The 24,045-nt window shown below is 43.7% G+C and carries 25 protein-coding genes; 11 read left to right on the plus strand and 14 right to left on the minus strand.

Annotated elements, in window-relative coordinates:
• Positions 1-27: 27 nt before the first annotated feature.
• From ABIB39_RS12405 to ABIB39_RS12420, 4 genes are read right to left on the minus strand one after another with little or no spacing between them, the layout of a single operon-like run.
• Complete coding sequence (locus ABIB39_RS12405) at positions 28-549, minus strand: GNAT family N-acetyltransferase (RefSeq protein ID WP_354430429.1); 522 nt, start codon at positions 547-549, stop codon at positions 28-30.
• A gap of 4 nt (positions 550-553) precedes the next feature.
• Positions 554-1,144 (minus strand): hypothetical protein, encoded by a 591-nt coding sequence (locus ABIB39_RS12410; RefSeq protein ID WP_354430431.1) that lies wholly within the window; start codon positions 1,142-1,144, stop codon positions 554-556.
• The gene (locus tag ABIB39_RS12415) at positions 1,131-1,628 is read right to left on the minus strand and encodes an RNA polymerase sigma factor (RefSeq protein WP_134336942.1); all 498 of its coding nucleotides are present in this window, start codon (positions 1,626-1,628) and stop codon (positions 1,131-1,133) included. The genes ABIB39_RS12410 and ABIB39_RS12415 overlap by 14 nt, the downstream gene beginning before the upstream one ends.
• Positions 1,629-1,673: 45 nt before the next feature.
• Positions 1,674-2,201 (minus strand): hypothetical protein, encoded by a 528-nt coding sequence (locus tag ABIB39_RS12420; protein WP_354430434.1) that lies wholly within the window; start codon positions 2,199-2,201, stop codon positions 1,674-1,676.
• Positions 2,202-2,249: 48 nt separating this feature from the next.
• Here ABIB39_RS12420 and ABIB39_RS12425 point away from each other — a divergent pair, with 48 nt between their 5' ends.
• The 4 genes from ABIB39_RS12425 to rpmA all read left to right on the plus strand — a co-directional run bounded on the left by ABIB39_RS12425 (position 2,250) and on the right by rpmA (position 5,080).
• Positions 2,250-3,647 (plus strand): dicarboxylate/amino acid:cation symporter, encoded by a 1,398-nt coding sequence (locus tag ABIB39_RS12425; protein WP_354430436.1) that lies wholly within the window; start codon positions 2,250-2,252, stop codon positions 3,645-3,647.
• 145 nt (positions 3,648-3,792) lie between these two features.
• Positions 3,793-4,215 (plus strand): hypothetical protein, encoded by a 423-nt coding sequence (locus tag ABIB39_RS12430; RefSeq protein ID WP_354430438.1) that lies wholly within the window; start codon positions 3,793-3,795, stop codon positions 4,213-4,215.
• A 68-nt stretch (positions 4,216-4,283) separates the two neighbouring features.
• Entirely contained in the window at positions 4,284-4,592 is a 309-nt protein-coding gene (rplU, locus tag ABIB39_RS12435) for a 50S ribosomal protein L21 (RefSeq protein ID WP_252757007.1), read from the plus strand.
• A 47-nt stretch (positions 4,593-4,639) separates the two neighbouring features.
• Complete coding sequence (gene rpmA, locus ABIB39_RS12440) at positions 4,640-5,080, plus strand: 50S ribosomal protein L27 (RefSeq protein WP_354430441.1); 441 nt, start codon at positions 4,640-4,642, stop codon at positions 5,078-5,080.
• 146 nt (positions 5,081-5,226) lie between these two features.
• Here rpmA and ABIB39_RS12445 read toward each other — a convergent pair whose 3' ends face one another.
• The 5 genes from ABIB39_RS12445 to rnr form a co-directional block, all read right to left on the minus strand.
• Positions 5,227-6,819 (minus strand): M1 family metallopeptidase, encoded by a 1,593-nt coding sequence (locus ABIB39_RS12445; protein WP_354430443.1) that lies wholly within the window; start codon positions 6,817-6,819, stop codon positions 5,227-5,229.
• Entirely contained in the window at positions 6,816-7,235 is a 420-nt protein-coding gene (locus ABIB39_RS12450; RefSeq protein WP_354430445.1) for an energy transducer TonB, read from the minus strand. Before ABIB39_RS12450 ends, ABIB39_RS12445 begins: the two co-directional genes overlap by 4 nt.
• Before the next feature lie 230 nt (positions 7,236-7,465).
• Positions 7,466-7,645 carry a hypothetical protein gene (locus ABIB39_RS12455; RefSeq protein ID WP_354430447.1) on the minus strand — a complete coding sequence of 60 codons (180 nt, stop codon included), beginning with the start codon at positions 7,643-7,645 and terminating at the stop codon, positions 7,466-7,468.
• Positions 7,646-7,653: 8 nt separating this feature from the next.
• Positions 7,654-8,628: a polyprenyl synthetase family protein gene (locus tag ABIB39_RS12460; protein ID WP_354430449.1), complete on the minus strand. Its 975-nt coding sequence runs from the start codon at positions 8,626-8,628 to the stop codon at positions 7,654-7,656.
• A gap of 84 nt (positions 8,629-8,712) precedes the next feature.
• Positions 8,713-10,851 (minus strand): ribonuclease R, encoded by a 2,139-nt coding sequence (gene rnr / locus ABIB39_RS12465; RefSeq protein WP_354430451.1) that lies wholly within the window; start codon positions 10,849-10,851, stop codon positions 8,713-8,715.
• Positions 10,852-11,001: 150 nt separating this feature from the next.
• Between rnr and ABIB39_RS12470 the strand changes: the two genes are divergently transcribed.
• The 3 genes from ABIB39_RS12470 (at position 11,002) to ABIB39_RS12480 (ending at position 13,819) form a co-directional block, all read left to right on the plus strand.
• Positions 11,002-11,691, plus strand: a complete 690-nt coding sequence (locus tag ABIB39_RS12470) for an aspartate/glutamate racemase family protein (protein ID WP_354430453.1) — start codon at positions 11,002-11,004, stop codon at positions 11,689-11,691.
• 64 nt (positions 11,692-11,755) lie between these two features.
• Positions 11,756-13,075 (plus strand): MFS transporter, encoded by a 1,320-nt coding sequence (locus tag ABIB39_RS12475; protein ID WP_354430455.1) that lies wholly within the window; start codon positions 11,756-11,758, stop codon positions 13,073-13,075.
• A gap of 15 nt (positions 13,076-13,090) precedes the next feature.
• Entirely contained in the window at positions 13,091-13,819 is a 729-nt protein-coding gene (locus ABIB39_RS12480) for a (Fe-S)-binding protein (RefSeq protein WP_354430457.1), read from the plus strand.
• Positions 13,820-13,862: 43 nt separating this feature from the next.
• Here ABIB39_RS12480 and ABIB39_RS12485 read toward each other — a convergent pair whose 3' ends face one another.
• From ABIB39_RS12485 to ABIB39_RS12495, 3 genes are all read right to left on the minus strand, one after another.
• Positions 13,863-15,260: an MBL fold metallo-hydrolase gene (locus ABIB39_RS12485; RefSeq protein WP_354430459.1), complete on the minus strand. Its 1,398-nt coding sequence runs from the start codon at positions 15,258-15,260 to the stop codon at positions 13,863-13,865.
• 306 nt (positions 15,261-15,566) lie between these two features.
• Entirely contained in the window at positions 15,567-17,399 is a 1,833-nt protein-coding gene (locus tag ABIB39_RS12490; RefSeq protein ID WP_354430461.1) for an ABC transporter ATP-binding protein, read from the minus strand.
• A gap of 133 nt (positions 17,400-17,532) precedes the next feature.
• Complete coding sequence (locus ABIB39_RS12495) at positions 17,533-18,309, minus strand: SAM hydrolase/SAM-dependent halogenase family protein (protein ID WP_354430463.1); 777 nt, start codon at positions 18,307-18,309, stop codon at positions 17,533-17,535.
• Positions 18,310-18,411: 102 nt separating this feature from the next.
• On the opposite strand from ABIB39_RS12495, the gene ABIB39_RS12500 reads away from it, so the two are divergent.
• The 4 genes from ABIB39_RS12500 (at position 18,412) to ABIB39_RS12515 (ending at position 21,755) form a co-directional block, all read left to right on the plus strand.
• Positions 18,412-19,377, plus strand: coding sequence for a PhoH family protein (locus tag ABIB39_RS12500; RefSeq protein ID WP_354430465.1), 966 nt, complete (start codon positions 18,412-18,414; stop codon positions 19,375-19,377).
• Positions 19,378-19,444: 67 nt separating this feature from the next.
• Positions 19,445-20,389: a phosphoribosylaminoimidazolesuccinocarboxamide synthase gene (locus ABIB39_RS12505; RefSeq protein WP_354430467.1), complete on the plus strand. Its 945-nt coding sequence runs from the start codon at positions 19,445-19,447 to the stop codon at positions 20,387-20,389.
• A 53-nt stretch (positions 20,390-20,442) separates the two neighbouring features.
• The gene (locus tag ABIB39_RS12510; RefSeq protein WP_354430469.1) at positions 20,443-20,820 is read left to right on the plus strand and encodes an STAS domain-containing protein; all 378 of its coding nucleotides are present in this window, start codon (positions 20,443-20,445) and stop codon (positions 20,818-20,820) included.
• A 17-nt stretch (positions 20,821-20,837) separates the two neighbouring features.
• Positions 20,838-21,755: a ribonuclease Z gene (locus ABIB39_RS12515; protein ID WP_354430471.1), complete on the plus strand. Its 918-nt coding sequence runs from the start codon at positions 20,838-20,840 to the stop codon at positions 21,753-21,755.
• A gap of 89 nt (positions 21,756-21,844) precedes the next feature.
• Here ABIB39_RS12515 and ABIB39_RS12520 read toward each other — a convergent pair whose 3' ends face one another.
• Both ABIB39_RS12520 and ABIB39_RS12525 read right to left on the minus strand, forming a co-directional pair.
• Complete coding sequence (locus tag ABIB39_RS12520; RefSeq protein WP_354430473.1) at positions 21,845-22,855, minus strand: S41 family peptidase; 1,011 nt, start codon at positions 22,853-22,855, stop codon at positions 21,845-21,847.
• Positions 22,856-23,088: 233 nt separating this feature from the next.
• Complete coding sequence (locus tag ABIB39_RS12525; RefSeq protein WP_354430475.1) at positions 23,089-24,033, minus strand: MlaD family protein; 945 nt, start codon at positions 24,031-24,033, stop codon at positions 23,089-23,091.
• Between the last annotated feature and the right edge of the window lie 12 nt (positions 24,034-24,045).

Consider the following 24,045-nt stretch of genomic DNA (forward strand, 5'->3'; position numbering starts at 1 on the left):
CATTTGCATATATTCTCATCTGCACATCTACAGAACCTTCTTCATCAAAATATCCGTTTGCTCATCATCACCAAGCATAAATTGGTGGCTGCCAAATTGTTCAAAGCCCTTACTTTTATAGAATTTAATGGCTCGGGTATTGTGTTCCCATACACCAAGCCATACGTATTTGAGGTTCTTTTCAACGGCTGTTTCCATAGCAAACGCTATCAGTTGCTGTCCTATTTGTTTCCCCTGAAATTCATCTAAAACATAGATCCGCTCCACTTCAACAGCTTTGGCGTCTTGCAGTTCTGTTTGGGCACTATTGTAATTTAGTTTGATGTATCCGCCAGGGGCGCCATTCACTAAAGCAAAGTAAAATTGCGAGTCAGGGGTGCTAAGTTCCTTTTCAAATTGGGGCAGGGTAAAAGCTTTTGAAGCGTACGCTTCCATGGCTGCCGGGCTGTTGGTGGGCAAAAAGGCATCAAAGAAGGTTTTACGACTTAGCGCCAATAGTGTAGCAGCATCGGCAAGGCCAACTGCCTTTATCTCTAAAATATGGGGCATATGTTTAATCGAACTGGTCTTGTAAACGAACAAGCCTGTCAATCATAAGGTTTAGCTTTTCTTCCTCATTTTTAAACATCCTTGGTTTTAAATAGAATGTAGTAAACAATAACCATACAATGATTGAACCGTACGTAACACCCTTAAATGTAGCCGAGGCATTCTGCAATACCTCCACAAAGTAAAGAGCAAGGCCGCCGCTTATCAGTAATGTGTAGATATAATAGAACCAGCCTATAACTTTACTGCGATTACGCTGGTACTCTTTTAGGCTATGCAGGTATTCGGTAGGGTTAACGGTAGCGTCGCGCTTACTCAAGATAAGGTAATGCCTTACAATAAGCGCCAAGTACATAAGCATCGTAATTAACACTATCATGATGCCAATAGTGGTAAGCCACGAATTGAACGCGCCAAACAGTGTGATGATAAAAGCAAACGCAATTATCACTATCATGGCCACAATACTCCAATATATACGGTTTGTTAAACCGCGCACGCCGCTTTTAACTTGCTTAAGCACTTCATCTACAGATAAATGCTCCTTTTTTGGCTGCGCTTGCCAAACCGTCATTAAATGATCAAAGTCTTTCATGCTGATTGTATAACTCTGTCAATTTTTGTTTAATGCGATAGATCTTCACCCTCAAATTCCCTTCTGATATACCCGAAACATCCGCTATTTCGGGGTACGGCACTTCATCAAGCACCAATGTTATAATAATTCTTTCCGACTCCTCCAATTTGGAGATACATTTATACAACAAAGCAACCTGCTCGTTCTTTTCCGAAAAAACCTCTGGCTTATTTTCGGCAATAGCGGGGGTCAGCTCGTCTTTTGCTTGTCGTTTTTCTGATCGTAGGTAGGTTAGGCACGTATTTACCGCTATGCGATAGATCCAGGTAGAAATAAGTGCCTGGTTACGAAATTTGTGCAGGTTTTGCCAAACTTTTAAAAAGGTTTCCTGCAGCAGGTCGTTCGCAGCATCGTCATCGCCGGTATAACCATAGCACAAATGGTAAATTTTCTTCGAATTGGCTTCGTATATTTTCCGGAAAGCGTCTTCTCTGTCTGCCACCTGGTTCAGTTAGTTTTTTAGTTGGACAAAGTAACACCATTAATGTTACAACAGGTAACTTTTTTTATTTAACCAAGGCAACTTTTCACCGGCGTCATCTAAAAATTTGTTATAGTCCTGGCTATAATCAAATTGCAGGTCCTCGTGCAATTTGCTGATGGAGGTTTTCACCTTTTCTATCTGCCTTGTTAATATCAGCCGGATTGGTTTGTATGATGTTTGGCGAACTACATATTGCAGGTAATTCTGACAAAAGTTCAGCAACAGTTCAATCTCCGCAGGCTTAGAGCCTATAAATTTGGTGTACTTGGTAAGCATTTTTAAGATCTTGCGCAGGCCTTTGGCTGTAAAGTAACTTTGGGCAGGCAACTGGCTAAACATAAATCCGGCCTCGGCCTTTATACTCTCTATAAAATCGTGTTCGTTATGGGCGTCGAACAGGAGGTAGGCAAGCAGTTCCTTATTTTCTTTTTTGTAACGTACCAATCGCAGGCATAATTCGGTCAGCTGCTCTTGTGGCAGGTGCTGGATCTCTTTTTTAATTTGCTGCAAGCCATAGGTAGTGATACTCATTGATATTAAAGTTTTAAATTTTGTAGTTTTACGCCACCAAACAAGCACATGCAGAAAAGCAAATTAACCCTGTACATCTTTGTAGCCCTGGTATTAGGCGTAATCGCCGGATACATTTATAATGCTACCGTTATAAACAATATTAATACCAAGATAAGCGCGGCCGAGGTAAATATAAAAACAATAGACGAGCAATTGGTGGCGGCTAAAGATACTACAACTGCCGTTTACAAAAGCTTAAAGGTTGACCGCGCCGCCCAGATAACGCTGCGCAAAGCGGCCGACACCAGCCGCGAAGATAAGCTTGTTGGCTTTACCATACTAAGTGATATTTTCCTTCGCCTGATAAAAATGATCGTGGCGCCGCTGGTGTTTACCACCCTTGTAGTTGGTGTTGCTAAGGTGGGAGATATAAGGGCCGTTGGCCGTATTGGTGGTAAAACGCTGCTATGGTTTTTGAGCGCTACGCTGGTGTCATTGGCTTTGGGAATGTTATTGGTAAACTTTTTTAAACCAGGCCAGGCTATGCATTTGCCTTTACCGGATAGCCATTTAGCTACCGGGATACAAAAAACTGCGCTTTCACTTCGCGATTTTATAGGCCACGTGTTCCCGAAGAGTTTTGTGGAGGCGATGGCTAACAACGAGATCCTGCAGATCGTGATCTTCTCGTTATTTTTTGGTGTCGGTACTGCCGCCATCGGCGAAAAAGGCGAAGTGGTTATTAAAGCGATGGACGCAATTGCGCATGTTATATTAAAAATAACCGGGTACGTAATGCAACTGGCACCTTTAGCAGTATTTGGCGCCATTACCGCTATTATCGCGAAGCAAGGGTTAGGCATTTTATCTACCTACGCAATATTTATAGGCGAGTTTTACTTCTCGCTATTGATACTGTGGCTCGTGATTATCCTTGCAGGGTCTGTAGTATTACAGGGCAGGGCATTTAGCCTGGTAGGCCGCATTAAAGATGCCATGCTTATCGCGTTCAGCACCTCAACAAGTGAGGCGGCCTATCCAAAAGTATTGCTGGAGCTGGAGCGCTTTGGCTGTAACAACAAAATAGTAAGCTTTGTATTACCGTTGGGTTACTCGTTTAACCTGGATGGCTCTATGATGTACATGACCTTCGCGTCGCTATTCCTGGCGCAGTCTTATAATATCCACTTATCCTTTGAGCAGCAATTATCCATGTTGCTTATCCTAATGCTTACCAGTAAAGGTATTGCCGGTGTGCCGCGTGCATCGCTGGTAGTTATTGCCGGTACTATCTCCATGTTTAACATCCCGGAGGCAGGCCTTGCGCTATTAATAGGTATCGACCCGTTGCTTGATATGGGCCGCTCTGCAACCAACGTGTTAGGTAACGCAATGGCGACCGCAGTAGTAAGCAAATGGGAAGGGGAGTTGAGTGGCGGAAATGAAATATCGAAAGTCGAATAAGGAGTCTCGAATAACGAAGTTTTATTAATAATTCTTTAAATCAATAATTCAGTAAATACACCATATGGTAACCCGTTCTAAAAAAATATTCCTTATCGCAAGCATCGTTGTTCCTTTTCTTTTATACTGTTTCTACTATTACGGTATGATGATCAAGAACGCGCCTTATAAATTTTCTGAATTTCAATCGTTACGGTTCGAGTATGGTTATGGGGATACGCTTAACAACACTTATGATTCTAAAACCGGCGAATACCAATTCACAAACAGGCGCGATTCGTTAGTGAAGATCAACCTTAAATTGAGCAAGGACGACCTGTTATACCTGCACCGTAAGGCTGCCGACCTGGGCTTTTGGGATTTCCCGGCAAACGAACTTAACCCAGATGTTAAAGGCCACGTGCCCAGGTTTGTAATGCAGTTTAACTACCAGCGCAAAACAAAAAAGGTAATGTACGATGCCTCTTATAACGGCGATGATAAATTAAAAGATGCCAACGAGAGGCTTATCAAAGAGATTCAAAAGATATTATCTGAAGCAGAAGCACGCCAAAGAAATAGTAAATAGGGCTTTGCATGTTAAAATATTAATCCATATATTTGCACATCAAAATTTAAAACAATAATTAATCAACAATGTACGCAATAGTAAGTATAGCCGGGCAACAGTTTAAAGTTGTGAAAGACCAGCAGATCTTTGTACACCGTTTACAAGGGGATGAAGGCGCTAATATTGAATTTGACAATGTGTTGTTAGCAGAAAACGAAGGTAGCTTCAAATTAGGTTCTGATTTGAAAAGCGCTAAAGTATCAGCTAAGATCGTGTCTCATTTAAAAGGTGATAAAGTAATTATCTTCAAAAAGAAACGCAGAAAAGGTTACCAGAAGAAAAATGGTCACCGTCAGCAATTTACCAAGATCGAGATCACCGGTATAACATTATAATTAAATTTTAACCGACTCGATCACAGGGTCACAAAAGAAATTAAGAAATGGCACACAAAAAAGGGGCCGGTAGTTCAAGAAACGGCCGCGAATCACATAGCAAGCGTTTAGGTATCAAAATTTTCGGTGGTCAGCCAGCAATTGCAGGTAACATCATTGTTCGCCAACGCGGTACCAAACATAACCCGGGCCTTAACGTAGGTATCGGTAAAGACCATACTTTATTTGCATTAATTGCAGGTAACGTAGTATTCAAAAAGAAAGCAGATAACCGTTCATACGTTTCTGTTGTTCCTTTTGAAGTAGCACCAGTTGCAGAAGATGCAGCACCGGCACCAGCCGTTAAAGCTGAACCAAAAGCAACTAAAGAAGCAGCACCTGTGGCAGTGGCAGACGTAGCTGAAGAAGCTCCTAAAGCTAAGAAAGCAGCAGCTCCAAAAGTAAAAAAAGAAGCAGCACCTGATGCTGAAGAAGCATCTGCAGAATAATTTACAGCAGAAAACTCACACAATATAAAAAGCCCTTATCAAAATTGATAAGGGCTTTTTTTGTGGGGTAAACTTTTAACTTCGTCGTTGCGAGCGTATGAATTCCGATATTATAATAGACCACCTGCATGACAAACCTGTTTAACTTATTCTAATATAACCTTCTTCAAATACCAGCCATCGTTATCTATAACCGGGGTGGTTTTGCTTTCAACTGTAATTCCTTTTGGTGTAAGCGTCATGCGCTTGGTGCCTGCATCTGTGGTAACATCAACAGGAAGTTCGGTGCCGATGTTGAGCAGGCTAATTAGGTACTTTTTCCTTGGCCTTGCTTTTACGCTTACCTCGAGCTTGTTGGTAGTGCGCAGGTAAAAATCAAACAGTGGCTTTAGCGATTTGCCATAAGCCGCGCTAAAATACTGCTCGGCATCATCGGTAACATTTTGATGGTCGTAGGTGAACCTTGGGTCGGTTGCAAAACCTTTAAGCGCCGGGAAGAAAAGGCTATCGCCCATTACGTAATGCAGCGTATGCATAAAGTATGCGCCCTTTACATAAATATCATTGCTGTATGCCGATGCTTCGTCAATATCCTTACCTAAAACAATAGGCTGCTTGTTTGCAATGCCAAAAACAGATTGCTTAAAATGGTTTATGTATGCTTGTTTACCTTCCAGGTCAAGATAGGGCAGGGCATCAGCATAGGTATCAATCCCTTCATGGATCCAGTAGTCGGCCCAATCGCGGGCGGTAACTTTGTTACCCCACCATTCATGCCCAAACTCATGAAACATTAGCCAATCGAAATCCTGCCCGCCAACTTTGGTGTACCTGAATTTGTTGCCATAAGCGATCATGCTCTGGTGCTCCATACCCAGATGAGGGGTTTCTACGATGCCCAGTTTTTCTTTAGCCCAGGGGAACTCTCCAAAATACCTTTCTTTTGATTGCGCGGCTTTTATAGCCATATTAACCAATGACTGCCCTTTATCTACATGGTATTTTAACACGTAAAACTCCACAGGCACCGTATTACCCGCAACCGACTTATAACTGCCTTTTACAACGGTATAATCGCCGGCATTAAATACAATACTGTAGTTATTGATGCTGTATTTGGTTTGCCAGTGATAAGTAGCCGTAGTGCCATTCTTACTCACACCTTTTAACAAGCCGGGGCCTGCAACAACCAGATCCTTAGGAATGGTTATCAGCACATCTGCTCCTTCATTTGGTTCGTCGCTGGGATGGTCTTTACAGGGGAAGAAGATCTTGCCGCCGGTACCCTCGGCAGTTACAGCCAGCCATTTGTGGCCGGTAGAATCCTGTGTCCATGTAAAGCCATCGTCCCAGGGTGGGTTTTTGGCGATACGTGGCTGGCCGGCATAAGTTACTTTTATACTGGCTTTCCCGGCAGCTAATTGCTTATTCAGGTTAATGGTGATCAGGTCGGACTGATGTGTAAATGCTTCCGCTTTACCGTTGACGGTGATGGCGCTCACGTGTAAGGCGTCCATCAAGTCTAACAGCAAAACCTTGGTGGGCTGCGCCATGATAACGTCCACAACGGTTGAACCATCAACAGATTTAGTTTCGAAATTGCAGTTAAGCGCGATGGTGTAATGGCGCACATCCATTATAGCTTGCTCGGGTTTAAGCTTGCCGCCAGATGTTTGGGCTTTTACCGAGGATAAACCTACAAGTAAGAGCGATGCGATGAGGTAGATCTTATATTTCATTCATTATCTAATTTAAAAGATATTGGTATTGAATATTGAACTCTTACCGGCCTGCCACCTTGAGAACCTGGCGTCCATTTCGGAGCTTTGGGGTCGGACATTAAGCGGATAGCCTCAGCATCGGTTTCGGGCGACAAACTTCTTTTAACTTTCATATCCGTAAGGCTACCATCGCGCTCAACAATAAAAGCAACTATCACCCGGCCTTCAATATTATTTTTTCTGGCCACTTTGGGATATTTTATATTCTTGTTAATGTAATTACCAAGAATATAAAAGCCGCCTAAAACCTCCGGCGGGGTATCTACAGCCACAAACTTTTGGGTGTCGGTTTTAGCTGTATCTGCTGTTTGTGCTTTTGCGGTAAAAGCATCAAATAAAAAAAACAGCACAATTGAATATACTCTGGCTTTCATAATTATAGGAATGTAATTGGCAACGTGTATTATACTCTAACAGGTTGATTATTTTGAAAACCCGGGTTCCATTTAGGCATTTTGTTTATCACACGTAAAGCTTCGGTATCTGTATCCTGAGATAAGTTCGTACAACTTTAACATCTGTAAGGGTTTCGTCTCTCTCAAACACAAAAGTGACGATAACCCTGCCGTGGGTATGATCATCAATAAGCTTACGTGTATTTTTTTTAAGATAGGCCGTTAGCCGTTTTTCGCCCCCCAACAAAAAAATGGACCCGCTCAGAGGTATCAATTTTAGGTGGTGCATCAGTCGCAAATTCGACAATCGGCAGTGGTTCGGGCGAGGTTTGCGCTTTAACGCCTAAAAAAGCGCCAATACATAAAACAGTAAATAATAACTTTTTCATTGCTATGATTAATATTCCCTCACCAACAACCCATCTGCAAAATCGCGGAGGTATTGTTTGTTTTCTTCGGGTAGGTTTATTTGGTCTAAGGCCGTAAAAGCTTTTTCGGCGTAGGCTTGCATTTCGGTTTCGGCATGTTGGCGAATGTTAACGCTGTTGTAAATTTTGGTAATGGCAGCTACTTTTTCGGGAGCGTTAAAAGTAGTAAAAGTTATCCAGCGAGCCAGTTCTTCGGCATCGGTACCTTTAACCAGTTCAAGCGCTTTAATAAGCAGGTAGGTTTTTTTGTTGGAGATGATGTCGCCGCCAACCTGTTTGCCAAATTTTTCCGGGTTACCATACACATCCAAAATATCATCCTGTAACTGGAACGCTATGCCCAGGTATTCGCCGAACTTGCAAAGCAGGTCGGCATCTTTTATATCTGCCTCGCCAATAAGCGCGCCTATCTTTAAAGCGCCACCGAGCACCACAGCGGTTTTAAGGCGGATCATATTGATATATTCTTCGATGCTGATATTGTTACTGGTCTCAAAGGTCATATCCAGCTGCTGGCCTTCGCAAACGCCTACAGCGGTATCGTTAAAAACATCCAGTACGGTACGCAAAATATTATCTCGCACCTGCATCATCAGTTTATAACCCTCTATCAACATTACATCGCCCGATAGGATAGCCACGTTGTTGTTCCACTTTTCGTGCACGGTGGTTTTACCGCGGCGTTTGGGGGCGTTATCCATAATATCATCATGCATCAGCGTGAAGTTGTGAAACACCTCTATAGCCAAAGCGGGGGGCAGGGCGGCTTCCACATCGCCACCAAACAGATCGCAAGCCATAAGCAACAGGGCGGGGCGCATACGTTTGCCACCCAGTGCCAGTATGTACTTTATAGGTTCATATAATTCCGCCGGGTACTCCGGGTATTTTAGTTCGGCTACCGAGCTTGCAATCAGCGACTGCAGGTCTTCAAGTTTTCTCATGTGTTTGAGTGTGTAAGTGCGGGATTAGAGGAGCGAAGAACGGATTAAACGCACCCCGCATTTATATCCCGCACCAATCACATATTAATTATTTACTAAACTAAAGTCTATCTGTTTTTTGGTAAGGTCTACGTTCTTCACGCGTATCTGCACCTCATCGCCAAGTTGGTAGGTTTTCTTTTTACGCTGACCGATGATGGCGTAGTTCTTCTCATCTAAAGTGTAAAAATCGTCGCTAATGTCGCGCAGGCGAATCATGCCCTCACACTTGTTCTGCACTATCTCTACATACATCCCCCATTCGGTAACACCCGAGATGATCCCGGTGAATACATTGCCCACCTGGTCTTTCAAGTACTCGGCCTGTTTGTATTTAACAGATGAACGTTCGGCATCGGCAGCCTTTTTCTCCATTTGCGAACTGTGCTTGCAAAGCTCCTCGTAATGGTCTGCGTTAACACTTTGGCCGCCGGCAAGGTAATGCTGTAAAAGGCGGTGCACCATTACATCCGGGTATCGGCGGATAGGTGAGGTAAAGTGCGTATAATGGTCAAAAGCCAAACCGTAATGGCTGCTGCTTTTGGTGGTATATATTGCCTTAGCCATAGAGCGGATAGCCAGCTGGGTAAGTACATTTTGCTCTTTTTTGCCTTCCACATCCTCCATTAAAAAGTTTAGGGAACGGGCGGTTTCTTTGTCAGATTTAGTGTTGATCTTATAACCGAACCTTGCTGCAAACTGCGCGAAGTTGGCCAGCGCATCGGGTTTTGGCGTATCGTGCACACGGTAAACAAAAGTGTATTTATGCTTGCCTTTACCCATTTTGCTTACATGCTCGGCAACCTTTCGGTTCGCTAAAAGCATAAAGTCTTCGATCAGTTTATGTGCATCCTTGCGCTCTTTTACATAAACGCCGATAGGCTTGCCGGTTTCATCCAGCTTGAATTTAACCTCGGTGGTTTCAAAGCTGATGGCTCCTGCTTTAAACTTGCGTTCGCGCAGTTTGTAGGCAAGGGCGTTCAGTTTTTCTATTTCTTCAACGTAATCACCGGTTTTTGTCTCTATAACGTCCTGTACTTCTTCGTAGGTAAAGCGCCTGTCTGAATGGATAACAGTTTTGCCATACCATTCCGTTTGGATATTGGCGTCTTCGTCCAGTTCAAACACAGCGGCAAGACAAAGCTTATCCTCATGCGGGCGAAGGGAGCACAGCCCGTTCGATAACCTTTCCGGCAGCATCGGGATAACCCTGTCTACCAGGTAAACGGATGTCCCGCGCTCGTAAGCTTCCTTATCCAGGGCCGAATCGGGGATGATGTAGTGCGATACATCGGCAATGTGCACACCAACTTCGTAATTGCCATTATCCAGTTTTTTGAATGATAAGGCATCATCAAAATCCTTGGCATCAAATGGGTCGATGGTGAACGTTAGCACATCGCGGAAATCTCGGCGTTTAGCAACCTCTTCGGCGCTTATCTCGCTTGGGATCTCTTCGGCATCGCGTTCAACCTCGGCAGGGAAAGATAGGGGAAACCCGTACTCAGCCAGGATGGCGTTCATCTCCGTATCGTTCTCGCCCTGTTCGCCCAAAATATGTTTGATGCGGCCTATCGGGTTTTTAGCGCCGGCAGGCCAGTCGGTAATTTCGGCTACAGCTTTAATCCCGTTCTTTGCCCCGTTCAAATCGCTGATGGGGATAAAGATATCGTGCATCATTTTACGATCATCGGGAATGAAGAACGCGAAACGTTCAGATAATTTTACCACACCGGTAAACTCCATTTTATGGCGCTGCAATATCTCTATCACTTCGCCTTCCTGGCGTTTGCCGCGGCTTTTAGCATACACATAAACTTTAACACGGTCGCCGTTTAGGGCGTTGCGCAATTTACGTGGGGCTACAAAAATATCGGTTTCACTGGGGTCGTCGGTAACGATGAATGCCGAGCCGTCATTGGTTAGATCAACCTTGCCTTCAACAAAGGTCTTTAGCTCCAGCAGTTGAAATTTGCCGGGCAATATTTCTTTCATTACACCTTTAAAGGCTTCGTTCTTCAATACATCCAGGATAACGCCGCGGGCATCAGGGTCGCGTACGTTTAGCTTGGCAGAAACTTGTTTATGGTTTAGCGGCGTATTGCCGTTTTGTTCAAATATATCCAGCACCATCTGCGTGAGCACCTGGTCTATGGTAGCGTTATTTTTATTCTTTTTTGACATTTATTATTGTTTGTTGCTAAGGTACGAAATGCTTAGGCTTTGTAGGGCAACGATTGCGAAACATTTACCACCAGCGTAAGCCGAATGTAAAAAATAGCGGATTTGTTGTGCTTTATAGCTAACCCGACTGATTTATGATAGTTTTACCGCATGAAAACTTTAGGGCTTATTGGCGGCACCAGCTGGGTATCAACTATCGATTATTACCGTTTTATTAACCTGGGCGTGAATGATAAACTGGGTGGTGTAAACGCCGCTCAATTGCTGTTGCACTCGTTCAATTATGCCGATATTGCTAAAAACCACGCGGAAGAAAGATGGGACAGAACCACCCAAATGATCATAGATGCCGGGATAGGTTTAAAAAACGCAGGGGCCGAGGGCATCATCCTTTGTGCAAATACGCTGCATTTGGTGGCTGATGAAGTAGAGCAAAGTATTGGCCTGCCCGTAATTAACATCGCGACCGCAACCGCTAAGGTTATTAACGCACATTACTTAACCAAGGTTGCTTTATTGGGTACTAAGTTTACTATGGAGCGGACTTTTTTTACCGATAAACTTACAGCAGCAGGTATAGAACCATTGCTACCCAACCAAACCGACCGCGACTTTATTCACCAAACCCTGATGGAAGAATTGGGCAAAGGTATTTTACTGCCTGAAACCAAAACCCGTTACCTGCAAATAATTGACGGACTGGTACAACAGGGCGCGCAAGCCGTTATTTTAGGCTGTACGGAAATACCATTACTGATAAAACCCGAAGACACTGACGTAATGCAGTTTGATACCACGCAGATCCACTCTGCAGCGGCGGTTGAGTTTGCTTTGGGGTAGGGTACACTGTCGCTTTTTTTCAAATATTTCTTAAACTCCAAAAATTGCATACTTTTAGTGTGCAATGGAAGAAAAAAATAACGACAGAACTATCCGGGCGTGGGCCATGTTTGATTGGGCAAATTCGGCTTACAACCTGGTGATCACCACAACCGTTTTCCCGGCTTATTACATTGCTATCACCGCAAACGCCGCAAACGGCAATCGAGTAAACTTTTTTGGTTTTAGCGTTATTAACACGGCTTTGCAGGACTATGCCCTTGCGGCTGCCTATCTCGTGATGGTATTCTTGCTCCCTATCCTCAGTTCCATTGCAGATTACCGCGGTAACAAAAAAACGTTCATGCAATTTTTCACAGCAATTGGCTCGCTTGCTTGCTGTAGCTTATTTTTTGTGGACGAGCATAACATCGAATGGGGCATTGTGGCCTTTGCCATAGCTGCCATTGGCTATGCGGGTGGCTTCGTATTCTACAATTCATACCTGCCTCAGATAGCCACGCTTGATATGCAGGATAAAGTAAGCGCCAAAGGCTTTACATATGGCTATATCGGCAGCGTTTTGCTCCAGCTTATTTGCTTTGTATTCATTTTAATGCCCGATACCTTTGGCCTTACAAAAGGCTCGGCCTCGCGCTTATCATTTCTGTTAGTAGGTATCTGGTGGATAGGTTTTGCTTTGATCCCTTTCTATATTTTGCCAAAAGGCAGCCCGAACGGTAAATCGCAGCACCAAAATATTATTAAGGGAGGGTTTGTAGAATTGGGGAACGTTTGGGTTAAAGTAAAGGGCATGCCGCTGTTAAAAAGGTTTTTGCCGTCTTTCTTTTTCTATTCGATGGGTGTGCAAACCATTATGCTGGTAGCTACCAGTTTTGCCGCTAAAGAATTGGGCATGCCAACCGAAGACCTGATCAAAATTATTCTTATCATCCAAATTGTTGCCATTGCAGGGGCTACGCTAATGTCGCGCCTATCTAATAAATACGGCAACGTACGGGTACTGATATTTGTGGTGTTCCTTTGGATAGGCATTTGTATCGCCGCGTACTTTACAAGAACTGCCGCGCATTTTTACATCGTAGCCGTATTTGTAGGTTTGGTAATGGGCGGGATCCAGTCGCTTTCGCGCTCTACTTATTCTAAATATTTACCTCAGAATATCCCGGATACAGCCTCATTTTTTAGCTTTTATGACGTTACCGAAAAGCTGGCCATTGTAGGCGGTTTATTCAGTTTTGGCTTTATTGAGGAGTGGACTGGTAGCATGCGTAACTCAACCCTTGTATTGGGCATATTCTTTGTTATCGGTTTGTTCCTGCTGTTTTCTTTGCTGGGTGCGGAGAATAAGATCAAGAAAAATGCTGAATTTAGTGGCCGTTAATATTTACCCGTACAGATGACAATTGAGTTATTTATCCCGTGTTTTATAGATCAGTTGTACCCAGCCACCGCTTTTAATACCGTTAAGGTGCTCGAAAAGGCAGGCTGTAAGGTAAATTATAACTCCGAACAAACCTGTTGTGGCCAACCCGCTTTCAACGCCGGTTTTTGGGACGACGCCAAAGCCGTTGGCAGCAAATTCCTGAATGATTTTCATGAGGATAGTATCATCGTTTCGCCATCTGCATCGTGTACCGGTATGGTGCGCAACTATTACAACGATCTGTTCACCAATACGGCATTGCACAATAAATGCCGCAATATCCAAAGCAATATTTACGAGCTGAGCGATTTTTTGGTAAACATCCTAAACGTTGATTACTTTGGCGCCGAACTGGAAGGCCGCGCCGTTTACCACGATAGCTGTGCGGGCCTGCGCGAATGCAAAATAAAGGACGAGCCGCGCCAATTGCTTTCCAAGGTATTAGGCCTGGAACTTGTAGACCTGAAGGATAACGAAACCTGTTGCGGGTTCGGCGGCACCTTTGCCGTTAAGTTTGATGGCATTGCCACCGCCATGGCCCAGCAAAAAGTAGACAACGCCCTTGCCGCCGGCGCCGAATACATCATCTCTACCGATGCATCCTGCCTGCTGCACCTACAAGGCTATATCGATAAAAACAACTTGCCCATTAAAACCATCCATATTGCCGACGTGCTTGCGCATGGTTGGGGGAATGTGTAAGAGGAATTTTCACCGCGTGTGATTTAAATGACCGTGGATTTACCTACAACTCGTAACTCACGCCCTTCTCCGGTATCGTAACCTTGTACCCGTCAACCTCCAATGCATCAGCCATGGCTTGCATGCTGGTGGCCTCGCCATGTACCAAATAAACGCCTTTAAGCTTGTTTGGAGCTTGCGACTTAATGTTGTTCACCAGGTCTTCGTGATCGCCGTGGGCGCTTAGTACGTCAGTTTGTTTGATGGTGGCGTAAACGGATAGGTCGCGGTCTTTAATATGGACGATAGGGTCGCCACGCAACAAGCGGAAACCTAATGTTCCTTTGGCACAATAACCTATAAAAAGAATGGTACAGTAGTAATTTTGGATATTATAAAAAAGGTGATCCTGGATTCGGCCACCCTCCAGCATACCTGCCGAGGAGATGATAATACAAGGCTCGTAATAATTAGATACCTGGCGGCTATCCTTCAGGGTTTCTACATAGGTGAGGTGCTCAAACTCGAACTCGTCGCCTTGTTTGTTGTAAAACTCCTGCGCTTCGGCATTTACCAGGTTATGGTGTTTGCGGTAAAGACTGGTAGCACGGGTAGCCATTGGGCTATCCACAAAAACCTTAACAGGAGGGAGCAAACCCGCGTTGAAGATCTTGTTGAGCGCAAAAACCAACGACTGCGTACGGCCAATGCTGAATGCGGGAATAATTAACCGCCCTTGCTCAACCACACAAACTTTCTCAATGGTTTCTATCAGTGTTTCCTGAACCGATTTGCCCTTGGTGTGCATCCTGCCACCGTAGGTAGATTCGGATACGATATAATCCACAGGTGGCAGCGGGTCGGGGTCGTTTAGCACCGGGTAGTTCTTGCGGCCAATATCGCCGGTAAAGGCGATTGATTTTTCTTCGCCGTTATCATTTATTTTAAGCACCGCAGCAGCAGCACCAAGCAGGTGGCCGGCGGGTATAAAGGTCAGTTCGATATCGCCGGTAATGCGGAACGGTTTGTTATACCCAATGGTTACAAAGCGTTCAACTGTATCCATTACGTGTTTTTGCAGGTAGAGAGGCTGAGGGCCGGCGCTGCTATGTTTATGCTTGCGGCCACGACTGCGGCCTTTTTGTGCCTTAGCTAAAAATATGTTTACTGAATCAAATAACAACAGTTCGGTAAGGTCGGCAGTTGGTGGGGTGCAAAGGATTTGGCCGTTAAAGCCTAAGCGCACAAGCGTAGGCAGGTTGCCCGAGTGGTCGATATGGGCATGGGTAAGGATCACTACGTCGATCTCTTCGGGGCGGAAACCAAAATCTTCGTTCACCATTACGTTATGGTCTTTCTCGTAATCCAGCCCGCAATCTACCAGTATTTTATATTGACCTACCTGCAGCAGGTGCATGCTACCCGTAACCTGGCGGGCAGCGCCGTGTATAGTTAGTTTCATTTATATAGTTCGCAGGCCACTAACAGGGGTGTTGGGCCTAATGCAATAATAACGATTAAAAGTTGGTTTTAAAGGCGAAAGCGAGTTCATCTTTTTAAGGTGTCCCACTTTGTGAGACACTACACAATATTTATTTAACATTATAACAATCAGCTAGTTACAAAACAGCTGATTTTTTAAATATTTAAATTTAATTTTTAAATAAAATACATAAATACCTGTAAGTTAGAAAACTATGTATTTTTAGAAGGGTGTCTCACTAATTAAAAAACGGTACACCGTGGGACACCCTGAGACAGCACTAATTTAGCTCTGCGCGGTCTCGAATTGCAACTGGCTTAAATATCGATACAGGCCTTGTTCATTAGCTATCAGTTCCTGATGGTTACCCGTTTCGATGATGTTGCCCTTCTCCAGCACGATGATCTTATCTGCCTCACGGATGGTTGATAAGCGGTGGGCGATGATGATAGACGTACGGCCTTTCATCAGCACTTCTAACGCCTCCTGCACCAAACGTTCAGATTCCGAATCGAGCGACGAAGTTGCTTCATCCAGGATCAATATAGCCGGGTTTTTAAGCAAGGCGCGCGCAATAGCGATGCGCTGGCGCTGTCCGCCGGATAGTTTTACGCCGCGCTCGCCAACAAGGGTATCATAACCTTCGGGGAAAGACGTAATAAACTGATCTGCATTAGCTTTTTTGGCTGCCGAAATGATCTCGTCCTTATCCGAACCCAATTTACCATAGGCAATGTTCTCTAAAATAGTACCCCCAAACAGCAATACATCCTGCGGAACAATAGCTACCTGGTTGCGGATATCGGTCAAGGCATACTCTTCGGCGTCTAAACCGTCAAAATAAATGCTCCCGCTTTGCGGATGGTAAAATTGCAGTATCAGCGCCGCCATGGTAGATTTACCAGAACCGCTTGGCCCAACAATAGCAACCTTTTGGCCCGCATTGGCGGTAACCGAAATATCTTTCAACACCGTAAGTTCTGAACGGGAAGGGTAGGCGAATACCACATTATTAAATGCCAGGTTACCGCTTATTTTTTGTTTTATGAGATTATCTTCGGCATTGATAGACACATCTTCGCCTTTTTCATCAAGGATCTCTAAAACTCGTTCGCTGGCACCAACCGCCTTTTGCAGATTGGCGTAAAGTTCCGGGAAGCTACCCATAGCAGCACCCACAAAAATAGAGTATAAGATAAAGGTGGTTAAGCTACCAACAGAAAGCTCGTGCCGGTGAACCAATATCGAACCATACCATATCACACCTACTATAGAACCAAACAAACAGAATACGATAAATGATGCGAATATCCCACGGAACACCGCACCCTTTACAGCTATCTTAACCACTTCGCGCAGGTTTTTGTTATAACGACCCGCTTCAAAAGCCTCGTTCACAAAAGCCTTTACGTTAGCAATACCTTGCAGGGTTTCTTCAATTATGGTGTTAGATTCCGCCAGTTTATCCTGCGCCTGCCTTGACAGGTTACGGATAAATTTGCCAAAGAATACGGCTACCACAACCAATACGGGCAACATCAACAATAAAGCCAACGTCAGTTTAAAGGATACGATGGTTAGTAAGGTAATGCCGCCAACCAATATAACCAGTTGCCTTATCATTTCGGCAAAGGTGGTGGTCATGGTATCCTGTATCTGCGATAGATCGGCAGAGATTCGGCTATTCAGTTCACCAACCCTGCGGTTAGCGAAGAAGTTCATGGGAAGGGTTATCAGCTTAAAGTAGGTATCGCGGCGGATATCAGCAAGTGCTTTCTCGGCAACCTGCACAAACCAAACCACCCTAAAGAACGATACAAACGCCTGTACAAATAAAATAGAGAATGCCAGCAAGCCAATAGCGTTGATGGTGGGCGGTAAAAAAGCATATTTCTGTTTGCCCTGCGCGGCATCGATCAAAGCACCCAATAATGACGGGAACGCAAGGCCGGTTAAACTCGACATAAATAAGAAGAACATCCCGGCGATGAATTTGCCCCGGTATGGTTTTATGTAAGAGATAAGTTTGCTGATGCGCCTAACGCTCTCCAGGTTTAATTTTGCTTTTGGTAATTCTGCTTCTGCCTTGCTGCCACTGTTCAATCTGCCTCGTGCCATTTATATGTGCTATATTATTGTATGTACAAAGCCGCTAAATTACACCTTTGTTTCGCGTTTGTTAACAGCAATGCTAAAATTGACGCAAGTATGAGGACAAGCGTCAAGAGGTACTGCTTAAACCGCTGTCATTTTACTGAAAATCAATAATAACGCTGTCGCCAAGGTTTAGGCCCAAAAGCCCGCTGGCGTTGCCTTTGTTAATGGCAATCTCCAGGTGGTCGCTGATACCGAAGAGGCAAAGCTTTTCGCCTTCGGGTACTTCATTATAGTGCCAGCTAAGATGATTAATAGTTTCGTTACGTTTAAAGTAGAGCACAAAACGGCGGCCTTGCTGCACGCGGTTAAAAAACTCTTTGGTAACGTTGGTGATCACGTTTTGGAACGAGTCGATATAGATCACCGCGCCCTTGATCAGGTTTTTTTCGATAACGGGTTGCAGGGTCATTTTATTTTCTACGCTGCTTACCGGCAGGCCGATCTCCGCAAGGGTACCGCCGTTTGCTAAATGGCAGGCGGCCTTCACAAAAATATCCGCCAGCGGGAAATGCAGAAACTTAAGGTCCTGCATGATATCTATTTCCACAATCTCATCCGGCTCATCATTAAACATCAACGAAAAGATGCCGTTATCGGCCCCCACAAAGTAGTGCGTTTTGTACCGCACGGCAAGGTAGCGGGTTTGCGTATTGTACACAGTATCAATGCCTATCAGGTGCACGGTATTATCCGGGAAATAGTAAAAACTGTTCTTTAAAATAAAGGCGGCCTGTTGCACATTAAAGGCGGCAACATTGTTAGTAATATCTACAATATTTACTGTTGGGAGCAATTTATAAATACTACCTTTAAGGGCAGCCTGATAAATATCTTTATCGCCCAGGTCAGTAGTTAAAGTTATAATAGCCATTAATTTTGTAAATATTTATTGCTAGTCTTGTAGAGTATTAAAGGTGCAAATATTCAATTTTTAATTCATAAAAATTCGTAAACTGTCAAAAATCAATTCCTATTGAACGAGCTAAAGTTAACAATTGAGCAGATTAGCCCCGCCGTATTATGGGGCCCTAACAACGACCATTTCGAGATCATTAAAAAGCAATTCCCTAAGCTTAAAATAGTTGCACGTGGCAGCGATGTTAAAGTTTTGGGTGATGAAAACGAACTAAACGTTTTCCAGGAGAAGTTTGACCACCTGGTACAGCATGTAGAAAAATTTGAGAGCCTTACCGTTATTGATGTGGAGCGCATATTAGGCAGCAAGCCTACGGCCAAACCCGCAGCACCCGGCGAGAGCACACCGGATAAATTTGCAAGCGGCGAAGTATTGGTTTTTGGCCCCAACGGTATCATGGTACGTGCGCGCACGCCAAACCAGCACCGCATGGTAGAGAGCCTTGCCAAAAACGACATCCTTTTTGCCATTGGCCCTGCGGGCACAGGCAAAACTTACACCGCGGTAGCGCTGGCAGTAAGGGCGCTAAAAAACAAAGAGATAAAGCGCATCATCCTTACCCGCCCGGCTGTTGAGGCAGGGGAGAACCTGGGCTTTTTACCGGGCGACCTGAAGGAAAAGATCGACCCATACTTACGCCCTTTATATGATGCGCTGGATGATATGATCCCGGCCGAAAAGCTGAAACTTTACCTGGAGAACCGCACCATCGAGATAGCGCCGCTGGCATTTATGCGTGGCCGTACGCTCGATAATTGCTTTGTAATTTTGGATGAGGCACAAAACGCTACAGATATGCAGCTAAAGATGTTCCTGACCCGTATGGGGCCATCAGCCAAATTCATCGTAACAGGTGACGTTACGCAGATAGACTTACCAAAAAAACAGCAATCGGGCTTATACACCGCCCTGCGCATATTAACCGATATAAGCGGTATCGAAATTGTTTACCTGAGCGGGGAAGATGTTGTACGCCACAAACTGGTGAAACGCATATTGGAAGCTTACGGAGATATACAATAAAGTATTTATTTAGTATCAAGTATCAAGATGTTTTAGGTACTTGATACTTGATACTCACTACTGAAACATGGACGCAATAAAAGAAACACATTTTAATTTTGAGGGGCAAACCAATTATTACAAAGGTAAGGTCCGCGATGTTTATACGATAGGTGATAAATGCTTGGTTATGGTGGTTACTGACCGCATTTCTGCGTTCGACGTGGTACTTCCCGAGGCTATCCCTTACAAGGGGCAAGTACTAAACCAAATAGCCGCCAAGTTTTTACAGGCTACATCAGATATTGTCCCTAACTGGGTTATCAACGTACCCGATCCATCTGTTACCATAGGCCGCATTTGCGAGCCCTTTAAGGTAGAAATGGTGATCCGCGGATACCTTGCAGGCCATGCCGCCCGCGAGTATGCTGCCGGCCGTAAACAGGTTTGTGGCGTTGCCCTTGCCGATGGTTTAAAAGAGAACGACAAGTTGCCCGAGCCCATCATTACCCCAACCACTAAAGCAGCTGTTGGGCACGACGAAGATATCTCCCGCGGGGAGATCCTGAAACAGGAAATTGTAAGTGAGGCGGATTATGTGCAATTAGAAAATTATACCCGCCAGCTATTTCAGCGTGGTACGGAGATCGCGGTGAAGCAAGGGCTGATACTGGTTGATACCAAGTACGAGTTTGGTAAGGTAGGCGATACTATCTACCTGATAGATGAGATCCATACGCCCGATTCATCAAGGTACTTTTACAGCGATGGCTACGCCGACAGGCAGGCAAGCGGCGAGGCGCAAAAACAACTTTCTAAAGAGTTTGTAAGGAAATGGCTTATCGAAAATGGTTTCCAGGGGAAAGATGGACAACAAGTGCCGGAGATGACCGAAGGAATTGTTAGTTCGATATCTGAACGGTATATTGAACTTTATGAGCAAATTACAGGAGAAGCCTTTGTAAAGCCCGAACTTGCCGATGTATTAAATCGGGTAGAAAATGCGATCAATAGAGCATTAGTCTCTATTTAAGTTTTTCAATTACAAAGAAAATAATTATATCTTAGCTTTTTAATTACGACAAAATGAAATTTCACGTTGACAAGCACGAGAAGTATATTCTGATTAAGCTTAACGAAACAAAATTAAACTCTTTGATCACCCCTCAGTTAAAATCTGAACTGATATTGATCAACACCGAAGGCCAAAGGAACATCATCCTTGATCTTTCGCAGGTTAAATTTGCAGATTCATCTGGCTTAAGCAGTTTATTGGTGGGGCATCGCTTATGTAAAAACGCAACTGGTTCATTTATCCTTTGCGGATTGAATGACGCGGTTTCACGCCTGATTACCATCTCCCAATTGGATAACGTTCTTTCTATTGTACCTACCTGCGAAGAAGGTATCGACCTTATTTTTATGGAAGAAATTGAGAAAGAACTGAAAAGAGAAATTAGATAATAACCCGCGCCCCCGGTATGAAATTTGAAGTTACTATACTGGGCAGTAGCTCTGCAACCCCCATTTTTAACCGGAACCCAACAGCGCAGGTACTCAACATAAACGAAAAGCTTTATTTGGTTGATTGCGCCGAGGGTACCCAGCAGCAAATGCTGCGTTTTGATGTTAAAGCCAGCCGCATAGATTATATTTTTATCAGCCACCTGCATGGCGACCATTATCTTGGTTTGGTGGGCCTGCTCTCATCTATGCACCTTAACGGGCGCAAAAAAGAAATTAAATTATTTTGCCCAGAGCCATTAAAAGAGATCATAGACCTTCAGCTAAAATATTCTGAAACTAAACTGCATTTTCCTCTTGAGTATGTGTTTACCGATGCTACACAAAAAGGTACTATTTTAGAGAACCAGGATATTTTTGTAGAAACCATTCCGCTCGATCACCGGATCCCCTGCACAGGCTTTCTGTTCCGCCAAAAGAAACGTTTGCGCAAACTTATCAAGGAAAAGATAGAGGACTTGAATATTCCGGTATCTGAATACAGTTCGCTTAAAAAAGGCAATGATTTTACAGCGGCAGATGGCACTGTTTACAAAAACGAAACGCTTACCACCGCCCCGCAGGAACCAAGATCATACGCCTACGTATCTGATACCCTTTACGTGGAAAAATACCTGCAGCAGATAAACTCGGCAACGTTGCTTTACCACGAGGCTACCTTTTTACATGACATGGTAGACAGGGCAAACCAAACCCACCACACAACTGCGTTACAGGCAGGGGAGGTGGCGCTACGGGTAAATGCCGAAAAACTCATCATTGGCCATTTCTCGGCCCGCTACAAAACGCTTAATGAGTTGCTGGAAGAAGCGCAAAGCGTTTTCCCAAACACAGAATTGGCTGTTGAGGGGAAGACGTTTGTTATTAGCGAATAAGATTCAGAATAACACCCAAAAGAAATTGAGAGAGGAATAAACTTTCATGAATTTATTCCAATATATTAACTGATTATTGCTCAGCAATCTCAATGAGCATTGAGCCATTTAATAGCAGCTTTAACATTGGTATCATTTTTTAAGGAATTGAAGTTTTCGGGTGCTTCTAAACGAATATCTGGTAGAATAGCATTAGTGTAAGAGTTGCCAATTCTGTCCTGGCCGTATCCGATTGAGAGGTTCATGAATGCAAATTTATTAATGGCGATGCCGCTGTTGACCGTAACATAACCTGCTGTCTCTGTCCCGATAAAAACTGTATTCTTTCTGCCTTTAAAAGCCATTGTCAAAAACTCCCCGGAACTTCCGGTGCCCGGCCCAATCAATAATACAACCGGGATTGATTGACCTTCAACATTACACTTCGGCTTAATTGCGGTCAATAAAGATGTATCAATGTAGAGACTATTATCCTTTATAACCCAGTCTTCTTTTCGTTTATTTAGAAATGAGCCAACTTTTCTGTTTCCCAATAGTTGTTCAACGCCAATAATCATAGGATGCATAGCTCCACCGCCGTTTATTCTCAAGTCAATAATAATTCCTTTGATGTTGGCTGTTAATATTTTGCAAAGGCTATCGTTAAGGGCTTGGCCCTTCTTATCATAATCATCCTTTCCGCCTCCGGGCATAGAAGGGATTCTTAAATACCCAATGTCTTTATCCAGTATGTCAGTTTTGATGCCAGACCGTTTGTTCCATTCCTTCATCACACTATCTGATACTGGTAAGTCTTTCCCATGCCACTGGAATGTACTATCGCGGTAAAAAAAAGCACCATGAAAGTCGCCAATAGATTTATAAAGCCCGCGCATAACCTTTCCTAATTCATAAGGGCTATTTAAATTGGAAGCCTTATTCAGCGCACTTTCTCTTAATACAGACCAGTCAACATTAGCAGCATTGACTGCATTATTCTTCATGATGATAATGGTAGTATCAATAAGGAATTTAACTTCCTGATTTTTAAAATTTTGAGATAAAGCCGTATTAATTAACGCAAATAATAATATAAAAATTAATGCAAAGCGTAGTTTCATTATTAGGAGTCTTAATATAAATTGCTGAGGTGACTGAGGATTAATTTATTATGTTTAAAATACTTTCTATAATCAAATATAAAAATTTGAATCTTTTAGTGAAATAAACAGCTGGTTAAAGAATTGGTTACGAGACGGAGATGCGCTGCGTGCAAACAGAAACGCCGATTTTAACTATTCCAAGATAGCTAAAATCGGCGTTCGTGCTGATTTTATTTTAAGGGTATCCTAAGCTAATTTCCCTTTTTACCGAATACCGAGAAGTTTACGTAACGGCTTGGGTGTGCCTTAATATCAATAAACAGGTTGTTAAGGTTGCCCGATGCCGTGTTTAAGTTATCGTACATCTTAGTATCATTCATTAATAAACCTAACGAACCCTGGCCGCTGTTAATCTTGCCAACGGTGGTCTGCAGTTCGCCCATGGCTTTGTTTGCGTTTTCCAGCGTACCCTTAATGTTTGAATTGGCCAGATCGGTGCTGAACTTTTCAAAGTTGGCAGAAATGCCGTTAAGGTTACCTGTACTAACTTTTAAATTACTTGATGCAGCATCGGCATTAGCCATAATACTGTTGATATGGCTGCTTTGCGCGCCTACAATTGCATCTATCTTTTTAGTAGTACCCTCTAAAGTTTGCAATGAGTTTGCAATGCTGGCAAAACTCCTGTCCACATTTTTTTGGAAATTAGGATTCATGATCTTGTTGATAGAGCCCAGGGCAGAGTCTACCTTGGTTATCAAAACCTCGGCCTTTTTCTGAATAGGTTGCAAGCTTTCTGCAAGGCTACCTTGAATATCAGCACGCAACGTATCCTGGGTTTCGGCATATTTCATGCTATTACCCAGTTCAAATACAATGGCCTTGCCACCCAAAAGGTCGGTGCTTTCTAATTTAGCAAGGGTATTATCTGGGATGTTATATTGTTTATCAACTTTAAATTCAACCGTGGTGCGGCCATCACCGCCTAATTGCATTTTAGATACGCGGCCTATTTGGAAACCGTTCACCAATATAGGTTTAGAAACGGTTAAGCCTTCTACACTGCGGTAGATGGCATAAAATTTATTAGACGATGAGAAAACATCATTTCCGCGGAGAAAGCTGTAGCCCAATATTAATACGGTGATGGCAACAGCTGTAAGCGCCCCAATTTTTGTTTCGTTTGATATTTTCATAAAGGTATATCG

The sequence above is a fragment of the Mucilaginibacter sp. UYP27 genome (assembly GCF_040547175.1).
Classification (GTDB): Bacteria; Bacteroidota; Bacteroidia; order Sphingobacteriales; family Sphingobacteriaceae; genus Mucilaginibacter.

Excerpts from the sequence above, each read along its gene's own strand:
- ABIB39_RS12475 (WP_354430455.1), top strand. The coding sequence starts at position 11,756 with ATGGAAGAAAAAAATAACGACAGAACTATCCGGGCGTGGGCCATGTTT.
- ABIB39_RS12460 (WP_354430449.1), bottom strand. The coding sequence starts at position 8,628 with ATGAGAAAACTTGAAGACCTGCAGTCGCTGATTGCAAGCTCGGTAGCC.
- ABIB39_RS12485 (WP_354430459.1), bottom strand. The coding sequence starts at position 15,260 with ATGAAACTAACTATACACGGCGCTGCCCGCCAGGTTACGGGTAGCATG.
- rnr (WP_354430451.1), bottom strand. The coding sequence starts at position 10,851 with ATGTCAAAAAAGAATAAAAATAACGCTACCATAGACCAGGTGCTCACG.
- rplU (WP_252757007.1), top strand. The coding sequence starts at position 4,284 with ATGTACGCAATAGTAAGTATAGCCGGGCAACAGTTTAAAGTTGTGAAA.
- ABIB39_RS12470 (WP_354430453.1), top strand. The coding sequence starts at position 11,002 with ATGAAAACTTTAGGGCTTATTGGCGGCACCAGCTGGGTATCAACTATC.
- ABIB39_RS12430 (WP_354430438.1), top strand. The coding sequence starts at position 3,793 with ATGATGATCAAGAACGCGCCTTATAAATTTTCTGAATTTCAATCGTTA.
- rpmA (WP_354430441.1), top strand. The coding sequence starts at position 4,640 with ATGGCACACAAAAAAGGGGCCGGTAGTTCAAGAAACGGCCGCGAATCA.
- ABIB39_RS12490 (WP_354430461.1), bottom strand. The coding sequence starts at position 17,399 with ATGGCACGAGGCAGATTGAACAGTGGCAGCAAGGCAGAAGCAGAATTA.
- ABIB39_RS12520 (WP_354430473.1), bottom strand. The coding sequence starts at position 22,855 with ATGAAACTACGCTTTGCATTAATTTTTATATTATTATTTGCGTTAATT.
- ABIB39_RS12510 (WP_354430469.1), top strand. The coding sequence starts at position 20,443 with ATGAAATTTCACGTTGACAAGCACGAGAAGTATATTCTGATTAAGCTT.
- ABIB39_RS12455 (WP_354430447.1), bottom strand. The coding sequence starts at position 7,645 with ATGAAAAAGTTATTATTTACTGTTTTATGTATTGGCGCTTTTTTAGGC.
- ABIB39_RS12495 (WP_354430463.1), bottom strand. The coding sequence starts at position 18,309 with ATGGCTATTATAACTTTAACTACTGACCTGGGCGATAAAGATATTTAT.
- ABIB39_RS12450 (WP_354430445.1), bottom strand. The coding sequence starts at position 7,235 with ATGAAAGCCAGAGTATATTCAATTGTGCTGTTTTTTTTATTTGATGCT.
- ABIB39_RS12445 (WP_354430443.1), bottom strand. The coding sequence starts at position 6,819 with ATGAAATATAAGATCTACCTCATCGCATCGCTCTTACTTGTAGGTTTA.
- ABIB39_RS12420 (WP_354430434.1), bottom strand. The coding sequence starts at position 2,201 with ATGAGTATCACTACCTATGGCTTGCAGCAAATTAAAAAAGAGATCCAG.
- ABIB39_RS12525 (WP_354430475.1), bottom strand. The coding sequence starts at position 24,033 with ATGAAAATATCAAACGAAACAAAAATTGGGGCGCTTACAGCTGTTGCC.
- ABIB39_RS12515 (WP_354430471.1), top strand. The coding sequence starts at position 20,838 with ATGAAATTTGAAGTTACTATACTGGGCAGTAGCTCTGCAACCCCCATT.
- ABIB39_RS12410 (WP_354430431.1), bottom strand. The coding sequence starts at position 1,144 with ATGAAAGACTTTGATCATTTAATGACGGTTTGGCAAGCGCAGCCAAAA.
- ABIB39_RS12405 (WP_354430429.1), bottom strand. The coding sequence starts at position 549 with ATGCCCCATATTTTAGAGATAAAGGCAGTTGGCCTTGCCGATGCTGCT.
- ABIB39_RS12480 (WP_354430457.1), top strand. The coding sequence starts at position 13,091 with ATGACAATTGAGTTATTTATCCCGTGTTTTATAGATCAGTTGTACCCA.
- ABIB39_RS12425 (WP_354430436.1), top strand. The coding sequence starts at position 2,250 with ATGCAGAAAAGCAAATTAACCCTGTACATCTTTGTAGCCCTGGTATTA.
- ABIB39_RS12505 (WP_354430467.1), top strand. The coding sequence starts at position 19,445 with ATGGACGCAATAAAAGAAACACATTTTAATTTTGAGGGGCAAACCAAT.